At 32.4% G+C, this 8,269-nt stretch carries 6 protein-coding genes and 1 tRNA gene; 6 read left to right on the top strand and 1 reads right to left on the bottom strand.

The window, feature by feature from the left end; all coding sequences use genetic code 11:
* Window positions 1-122 precede the first annotated feature (122 nt).
* The 4 genes from QM536_01155 to QM536_01140 all read left to right on the top strand — a co-directional run bounded on the left by QM536_01155 (window position 123) and on the right by QM536_01140 (window position 3,626).
* Complete coding sequence (locus QM536_01155) at window positions 123-899, top strand: hypothetical protein (protein MDI9355620.1); 777 nt, start codon at window positions 123-125, stop codon at window positions 897-899.
* A gap of 27 nt (window positions 900-926) precedes the next feature.
* The gene (locus QM536_01150) at window positions 927-2,219 is read left to right on the top strand and encodes a Mur ligase family protein (protein ID MDI9355619.1); all 1,293 of its coding nucleotides are present in this window, start codon (window positions 927-929) and stop codon (window positions 2,217-2,219) included.
* Window positions 2,220-2,626: 407 nt separating this feature from the next.
* Window positions 2,627-2,700, top strand: a tRNA-Ile gene (locus QM536_01145).
* Between the two features lie 83 nt (window positions 2,701-2,783).
* Window positions 2,784-3,626, top strand: coding sequence for a bestrophin family ion channel (locus QM536_01140; GenBank protein MDI9355618.1), 843 nt, complete (start codon window positions 2,784-2,786; stop codon window positions 3,624-3,626).
* Window positions 3,627-3,810: 184 nt separating this feature from the next.
* Here the strand turns inward: QM536_01140 and uvrA are convergent, their stop codons facing one another.
* Window positions 3,811-6,624 carry an excinuclease ABC subunit UvrA gene (uvrA, locus tag QM536_01135; GenBank protein ID MDI9355617.1) on the bottom strand — a complete coding sequence of 938 codons (2,814 nt, stop codon included), beginning with the start codon at window positions 6,622-6,624 and terminating at the stop codon, window positions 3,811-3,813.
* A gap of 295 nt (window positions 6,625-6,919) precedes the next feature.
* On the opposite strand from uvrA, the gene QM536_01130 reads away from it, so the two are divergent.
* Both QM536_01130 and menB read left to right on the top strand, forming a co-directional pair.
* Window positions 6,920-7,438, top strand: a complete 519-nt coding sequence (locus QM536_01130; protein ID MDI9355616.1) for a DUF4199 domain-containing protein — start codon at window positions 6,920-6,922, stop codon at window positions 7,436-7,438.
* Window positions 7,435-8,259: a 1,4-dihydroxy-2-naphthoyl-CoA synthase gene (gene menB / locus QM536_01125; GenBank protein ID MDI9355615.1), complete on the top strand. Its 825-nt coding sequence runs from the start codon at window positions 7,435-7,437 to the stop codon at window positions 8,257-8,259. The genes QM536_01130 and menB overlap by 4 nt, the downstream gene beginning before the upstream one ends.
* Window positions 8,260-8,269: the final 10 nt, after the last annotated feature.

Here is an 8,269-nt window from a genome sequence, read left to right as displayed (position 1 = left end):
GAAGAAGGATAAATAGTGGTAGGAATTGTTTTTTTTATCATATAAGTTTTGGGAATTGGGATTATTATTTTTAATTTGTATATATTTATTTTTTTAATTTTGTATCACAAACGCATTTTTTTATGAACAGACCTAAAAATGAAAGCATAGCTTTTTTTATTTCTTTTGCATTGCATTGTCTTTTTCTTATACTCCTTACTCTGTATATAGCGTGGACACCTCCCGACCCACCCATAGAGCAGTATGGTATAGATATTGCTTTGGACACGGAAGGAGAAGCAAATTATTCTGCTCAAGAAATCCCCCAAAACAAAGAAATTACGGATATAAATACAGAAGCCACTCCTACCCATTCTGTCGATGAACCTACTCCCGAAGAATCCACAGATGCTCCCACAGAAACCGAATCAGAGATTCCTCTTGATAAGGCTATCCCCGAAGCAAAGGACATACAAGCAGAGCTAAAGCCCGAAGCAAAGACAGAAACAAAAGAAAACGAAAAACCAATCCCGAACAATACCAAAGAAGTGACAGAAAAGAAAACGGAGACAAAGCAACCCATTATTGATGAAAAAGGACTCTACGACAATGACACAAAAGCACAGAGCAAAAAGGGAAATCCTAATGCGTCTTCTTTGGATATAACCGGCTGGATATGGGATGAACTACCAAAACCCGAAGAAAAAAGTCACGAAAGCGGAAAAATCATCTTTGAAATAAAAATAGACAGTGACGGATATATCATTTCTGTTAAAACATTAGAATCCAACGTATCTCCCGAAGTAGAAAAAATATATAAAGAAACAATAGAAAAACTTACCTTTAGCCCCACCTCCCCAGAAAGCTTAAAAAACAAAGAATCAATAGGAAAAATTACTTTCCTAATTACTGCAAAATAGAAATAACTACCAAAAAAATAATCGTATATGGACTATATAGAAGTATTAGAATATCTCTATAAAAACCTTCCGATGTACCAACGAGAAGGCAATAGTGCTATTAAAAAAAACTTAACCAATACCATACTCCTCTGCGAAGCATTAGAAAATCCACATAAAAAATGGCGACCCATTCATATAGCAGGCACTAATGGAAAAGGCAGTACTGCTCACTCTATTGCCTCTATTCTGCAAAAAGCACATTACAAAACAGGACTTTACACCTCTCCCCATCTCAAAAGCTTTACAGAACGAATAAAAATAAATGGAAAAGAAATCCCTACATCCTACATAACCACCTTTGTAAATACTCATAAATCCTTATTAGATAATATCAAACCCAGTTTTTTTGAAATGACAGTTGCAATGGCATTCAGCTATTTTGCCCAAGAAAAAGTGGACTTTGCAGTTATAGAAACAGGATTAGGAGGACGCTTAGATTCTACTAATATTATTAATCCCGAAGTTTCTCTCATCACTTCCATTGGCTATGACCATACCGAAGTACTTGGAGATACCTTAGAACTCATTGCAGGAGAAAAAGCAGGTATCATAAAAGACAACACCCCTGTTATCATCGGAGTAGAACAACCTTTTTTAAGAGATATTTTTCAAAAAAAAGCACAAGAACATAACGCTGACATTATATTTACCACCGATGCATATAAAGTGATGAGAAAAACATATTCTCACAAGAACCAAACCTCCGATGTTTTTATTGACAATGAGATGCTTTTTCAAAATTTAGAAACAGATATAAATGGACTTTTTTATTTAAAAAATATTCCAGGCATTTTAGAAACCATATACCAACTGAGAAAAAAAAATACCTCTATCCCCGATACTGCCATAGTCAACGGATTAAAAGAAGTAAAAAATACTACAGGACTCAAAGGAAGATGGCAAATTATACAAGAATCCCCGCTCATGATAGCAGATATAGGGCATAACGAATCAGGAATAGAAGAAGTTCTCAAACAAATTTCTTTAGAAACGTTTGAGAATCTTTTTATTATTTTTGGTATGGTGAAAGAAAAAAAACGAGATGCTATATGGTCTATTCTTCCTAAAAATGCTTACTATTTTTTTACCCAAGCAAATATACCCCGAGCTTTAGATAAAAATATTTTATTATCCGAAGCAATACAAAACGGATTGCAGGGAGAACTCGCAAGTGATGTCAATGCCGCCATATCCGAAGCCAAAAAAAGAGCAAAAAAAACAGATATGATATTTATTGGAGGAAGTACTTTTATGGTAGCAGAAGTAGATAATTTATAAAAAAAGATACTCCCATTAATAAAAAAATAAAACTATGAATAATCAAATAATTACAAAATTATAAATCTACTAAAAGTGACTTTTCGGAGTGCACTCAAAAAATAATAATTACAAATATTTTGGATATATTTTCAAACAATAAACTAAGAAAAACTTCTCAGGGTAACTCATACTTATGTAATCGTGTTTTTTTAATTTAGCACATAAAAATTGACATTAATAAATTTTTAAGAGGTATTTTTAATAAAATCTCTTATTTTTAAAAAAAAAAACGCAAAAAAATATATTTATTGGAAAAAAGAAAAAAAAAGAGTAATTTTACATTATTCTATTTTGATAAACATTTAGTAAACAAATTTAAAAATACTTTTGAATGTTTTTTAATAAACAATATATATAAAAATAGAGGGCCCATAGCTCAGTCGGTTAGAGCATCTGACTCATAATCAGGGGGTGCAAGGTTCAAGTCCTTGTGGGCCCACTTTATAAAATAAAAATATATAATAAAAAAATATGTTATTAGATAAACACATACCGATAAATTATGTTTTTAACAAAATAAAAATGGATTTTATCTACATTTTTATAATAGGAATATCTACCTCTTTCCTCACAGATATATTCCAAAATAAAATTCCTGATATGCCAATAGGAATACCCGCTTTTATAGGTACTGCTATATCAGTCATTCTCTCCTTTAAAATAAATCAATCCTACGATAGATGGTGGGAAGCAAGAAAAATCTGGGGAGGAATAGTAAATAACAGCAGAAATCTTACCCTCCAGCTCCAACTATTTATGGAAACAGAAAATAAAGCAGAAATAAAAACAATAGTATACAGACATATAGCTTGGTTATACTCCTTAGGACAAACACTCAGAGGACAAAATCCAACAGAAAATATTGAAAAATACCTAACAGAAGAAGATTTTATATCTATACAACAACATAATAATAAACCCCTCGCAATACTCCAAAAAAATAATTTCCACCTTGCCCTCTTAAAAAAAAATGGAAATCTCAATACTTTTACTCTTATAGAAATAAGTAAAATAATGACAACCTTTTGTGACCAAATGGGAATGTGTGAAAGGATTAAATCAACAGTATTTCCCACCACATATCGCAAATTTTTACACTGGTTTATATATCTTTTTACTGTTACCCTTTCTATAGCTTTAAAAAATACTCCAATATACTTCGAATTAACACTCTTGTTATCTATCACACTTGCGTTCTTTCTATTAGAAAAATCAGCGAAGCATTTACAAGACCCTTTTAGCAATATCCCTACGGATACAGCGGTTACAACTATTGCAAGAAATATAGAAATAAATATGAAACAACTTATACAAGATGAAGATATTCCAAACCCAATTCCTATACAAACATTTTACGCACAATAAATGCTATTATCATCTTATCCCTTTACTTAATAGCATTTAGATCAGTAAAAAAATAAGCTTCTACCATTTTTTAAGTTGGTTCTGTAAATTTACATTTTAAATATTACAATTGATTCTCCTCCGGAAATCTATTTTACAGAAATATTCAATTTTACACTTATTAGTAATGAAACAGTATATTTTTTTACTTTTTCTCAATAAGTTTTTGCTTGAGAAAATGAGCTGTATGATTATTCTCTAATAATATCATATTTTCAGGAGTTCCTTGAAAGCAAATATGTCCACCTTTTTCTCCTGCCTCCGGACCTAAATCAATAATCCAATCCGCACATTTTATAACTTCTACATTATGCTCTATAATAAGAACGGTGCTACCCATATCCACTAAAATATTGAGAGCTTTCATCAGTTTTTTTATATCATGAAAGTGTAATCCCGTAGTGGGCTCATCAAAAATGAAAAACGTATTTTCATAATTTTTCTTTTCTGTTATAAAATAAGCAAGTTTTAACCTTTGTGCTTCCCCACCCGATAAAGTACTTGATGGTTGACCTAACCGCAAATATCCTAATCCTACATCTTGCAAGGGTTTTAATTTGCCAAGAATGTTCTTTTTATCCGAAAAATATTCTATCGCTTCATCTACGGTCATATTGAGAACTTCGTAGATATTTTTTTCCTTATAAGTAACCCCGAGAATTGCTTCTTTAAACCTTTTCCCGTTACATTCTTCACAAGTAATTTTTACATCCGCCATAAACTGCATTTCAATTTTTATAAATCCTTCTCCCATACAGGTCTCACATCGTCCACCTAATACATTAAAAGAAAACATTCCTGGATAAAAATTCTGTTGTTTGGAGAGAGGTTGATCTGAAAATATAACCCGAATGGCATCGTATGCTTCCATATACGAGACAGGGTTTGAGCGGGAAGAGACACCTATAGAATTCTGGTCAACCATTTCTACCTGTAATATTCTGTGAGGATTTACCACTATTCTATCGTATTTTCCTATAATATCAGGATTTCTTCCCGCATTTTTTTCCAAAGCAGGTTTCAAAATCTGCTTTACTAATGTAGATTTTCCCGAACCACTCACTCCTGTGATGACGGTCATAATATGCAATGGAATTTTCACATGTATATTTTTGAGATTATTTTCACGAGCATCATAAATATCTACAGAACTATCCCATTTTCTTCTTCTCTTAGGTACTTCTATACAATCTTTACCACTCAAAAACCTACCCGTATGCGACTTTTTTTCTTGTAATAAATCATCCCATACTCCTTGAAACACTAAATTTCCTCCTAAAACTCCCGCATCCGGACCTATATCTATAATACTATCTGATGCCCTCATAACTTCCTCCTCATGTTCTACTACTACTACTGTATTCCCTATATCTCTTAGTTTTTTTAATACCTGCACTAAATTTACGGTATCTTTTGGATGGAGACCAATACTCGGCTCGTCTAACACATACAAAGAACCTACTAACGCACTTCCCAAAGCAGTAGATAACTTTATCCGCTGAAGTTCTCCTCCCGATAAAGTATTTGCTGAACGCTGAATTGTCAAATATCCTAAGCCCACGTAGCGAAGATATTGCAATCTTTGTTGTATTTCTATTAAAATCCTATAGGATACTTTTTTGTCATATTCCCTTAAAACAAGATTATCAAAAAAAGCAGACAATGAATCTATAGAAATCATACACAGGTCTATCAATGAGGTTCCGTTAATTTTTACGTATCCTGCATCCTTTCTTAATCGCGACCCATTGCAATCAGGACATACTATTTTATTTTTATATTTCATAAAAAATGTTCTATCATAAGAATTATAATAAGCATCTTGTTCTAATCCTTTAAAAAAGGAATCTATACCTTCTATCTCAAATTTTGAATCCCCTTGCCATAGTATTTTTTTCTCTGATTCGGTTAATGTATTGTAAGGGCTTAGAAGTGGAAATTGGACGTTCAGAGCATTTTTCATAAAGGTTGAAAACCATTTTTTATGCTTCTCTTTATTCCAAGGATCCACAGCATTGCCAGCTACAGATAAACTTTTATCAGGAATAACGAGGTTCTCATCTATACCAATAAAACTCCCTTTTCCATCACATTTTTTACAAATACCATACGCATTATTAAAACTAAAAAAATTAAGAGACGGCTCCTCAAATACCATTCCATCTCTTTCAAAAACATCCGAAAATTCCTTTTTTATAATACCCAATATGTCCACAGAACATCGCCCCTCACCCTCATAAAAAGCCGTTTGAATAGAGTCGGAAACCCGAAACACCCATCCTTCTTCTCTAGATACAGAAACTCTATCTACTAATACCTCTATAGCACTTTCTGTCAAATGAACATTCTCTTCTAATAACTCTTCTATAGATACAAATTCTCCGTTTATAACAACCCTTGTAAATCCTTTTCCCAAAAGAATCCGTAATTCATCAGCAAGAGTTCTTCCTTCTTTTATCTTTAAAAAATAGGTAATAATTACTTTTTCTCCATCCGGAAAACTACAAATCCAATCTACAACCGAGGTTACACTATCTCGTGTAACTTTTTCCCCGCTTATCGGAGAAATTGTTTCTCCTATACGTGTAAAAAGCATTTTCATATACTCATATATTTCTGTAATAGTACCAACCGTAGAATTGGGATTGACACTCCCCACTTTTTGTTCTATCGCTATCGCCGGAGAAATACCCTTGATATAATCCACATCAGGTTTCTCTAATTTCCCCAAAAATTGTCTTATATAACTATTTAAACTTTCTACATACTTTCTCTGTCCCTCTGCAAACAAAGTATCAAAAGCAAGAGAAGACTTCCCCGAACCCGAAACTCCCGTAATAACAACTAATTTATTGCGAGGAATAAATACATCTATATTCTTAAGATTATTTACCCGCGCCCCCTTAATAAGGATATACTTCTTATGACTTAAACTTTCAAATTTTTCCTCTGAATCCATAATACTATGATATTGTTTATTACTATATACTTGTTTGATCCTATTTTCGTTTTAATCCATTCCATAATAAAAAATGAAATCTACCCTCAAAAAACTTTATATTTCTTATTTTTATCAAAAAATAAATAAATCGAGAGATATTCATAACAATTTTCTAAATAATTTTTAGAAAATACTATTTTAAGAAAATTATTGTAATTATAGTACATAATTTTATTTGTTATACATTTATGTACAATTATAATAGTAACACAACAGAAATATTCATAAAAACAATTTAAACTCTTATATATTTATGCAAAAAAATACAACAGTAGAAACAGGGTTTCGTTACGGGGTGATATGCGGATGTATATCCATGGTATATTCACTCATTATTATGCTTTTGCCTATTTCTTTTACTTTACAAAAACAATTAGGGTATGTTACTATTATTTTTTTAATAGCATATATTTTTATATCACAAAAATCATATAAAAACTCTAACAACGGATTTATGAGCTATGGTGAGGGAGTAAAGATATCTTCTCTTCTATCCCTCGTATCCGCAGGAATAAATTCTATTTTTTTCTACATCTATTTTTCCTTCCTAGACCCTACTTATAGGGAAAAAGTAAAAGATGATGCAATAGCAAAATGGGAAGAAGCCGGAATGTCAGAAGAGCAAATAGACCAAGTACTTGAAATTTCAAAAACCTTCTTTGAACCAGGAACAATGGCATTTATGACCTTAGTATTCGGATTATCTATAGGTATTGTTATAGGACTCGTTATCTCTGCAATACAAAAGAAAACAGCGCCAGAAGCCCAATGACCTCAAAATATAATTGGAAAACAATAAAAAAATATACAGATATTCGTTTTGATTTTTTTGAAGGCGTAGCCAAAATAACCATCAATAGACCCCAAGTTCGGAATGCTTTTAGACCATTAACCATCCAAGAAATGATAGAAGCAGTAGATTTTTGTAAAGAAAAAACAGATATTTATGTAGTAATCATTACTGGAGAAGGCGATAAAGCATTTTGCAGCGGAGGAGACCAAAATGTAAAAGGAATAGGCGGATATATAGGAGAAGACGGAGTCCCACGTTTGAACGTGTTAGAACTCCAAAAAAAAATCCGTTCATTACCCAAACCCGTAATAGCCATGGTCAATGGATTTGCAATAGGGGGAGGGCATGTTCTACATGTCGTATGTGATCTTACAATAGCATCCGAAAATGCTATTTTTGGACAAACAGGTCCAAAAGTAGGAAGTTTTGATGCAGGTTTCGGAGTTTCTTTTCTCGCAAGGCATGTAGGACAAAAAAAAGCAAGAGAAATATGGTTTCTCTGCAAACAATATTCTGCAAAAGAAGCTTTAGAAATGGGATTGATAAACACTATAACTACCTTAGAAAATTTAGAACCAACCACCATAGAATGGTGCCAAATGATAATGCAACACAGCCCACTTGCCATTAGAATGCTCAAAATGGGATTCAATGCAGAATTAGACGGACAAGCAGGTATCCAAGAACTCGCAGGAAATGCTACCCTTTTATACTACCTCACCGAAGAAGCACAAGAAGGCAAAAAAGCATTCTTAGAAAAACGAAAACCCAATTTTAAAAAATTCCAAAAATTCCCTTAATCCTTAATAT

The sequence above is a fragment of the Chitinophagaceae bacterium genome (assembly GCA_030053935.1).
In the GTDB taxonomy this organism is placed as follows: Bacteria; Bacteroidota; Bacteroidia; order Cytophagales; family JASGCU01; genus JASGCU01.
The sequence above is the reverse complement of the archived record's forward strand: the minus strand, read 5'-3'. Positions and strand labels throughout refer to the sequence as shown.

Bases quoted from the DNA above. Each gene is read 5' to 3' on its own strand.
- QM536_01155 (MDI9355620.1), top strand. From the start codon at position 123: ATGAACAGACCTAAAAATGAAAGCATAGCTTTTTTTATTTCTTTTGCA.
- QM536_01150 (MDI9355619.1), top strand. From the start codon at position 927: ATGGACTATATAGAAGTATTAGAATATCTCTATAAAAACCTTCCGATG.
- QM536_01140 (MDI9355618.1), top strand. From the start codon at position 2,784: ATGGATTTTATCTACATTTTTATAATAGGAATATCTACCTCTTTCCTC.
- uvrA (MDI9355617.1), bottom strand. From the start codon at position 6,624: ATGGATTCAGAGGAAAAATTTGAAAGTTTAAGTCATAAGAAGTATATC.
- QM536_01130 (MDI9355616.1), top strand. From the start codon at position 6,920: ATGCAAAAAAATACAACAGTAGAAACAGGGTTTCGTTACGGGGTGATA.
- menB (MDI9355615.1), top strand. From the start codon at position 7,435: ATGACCTCAAAATATAATTGGAAAACAATAAAAAAATATACAGATATT.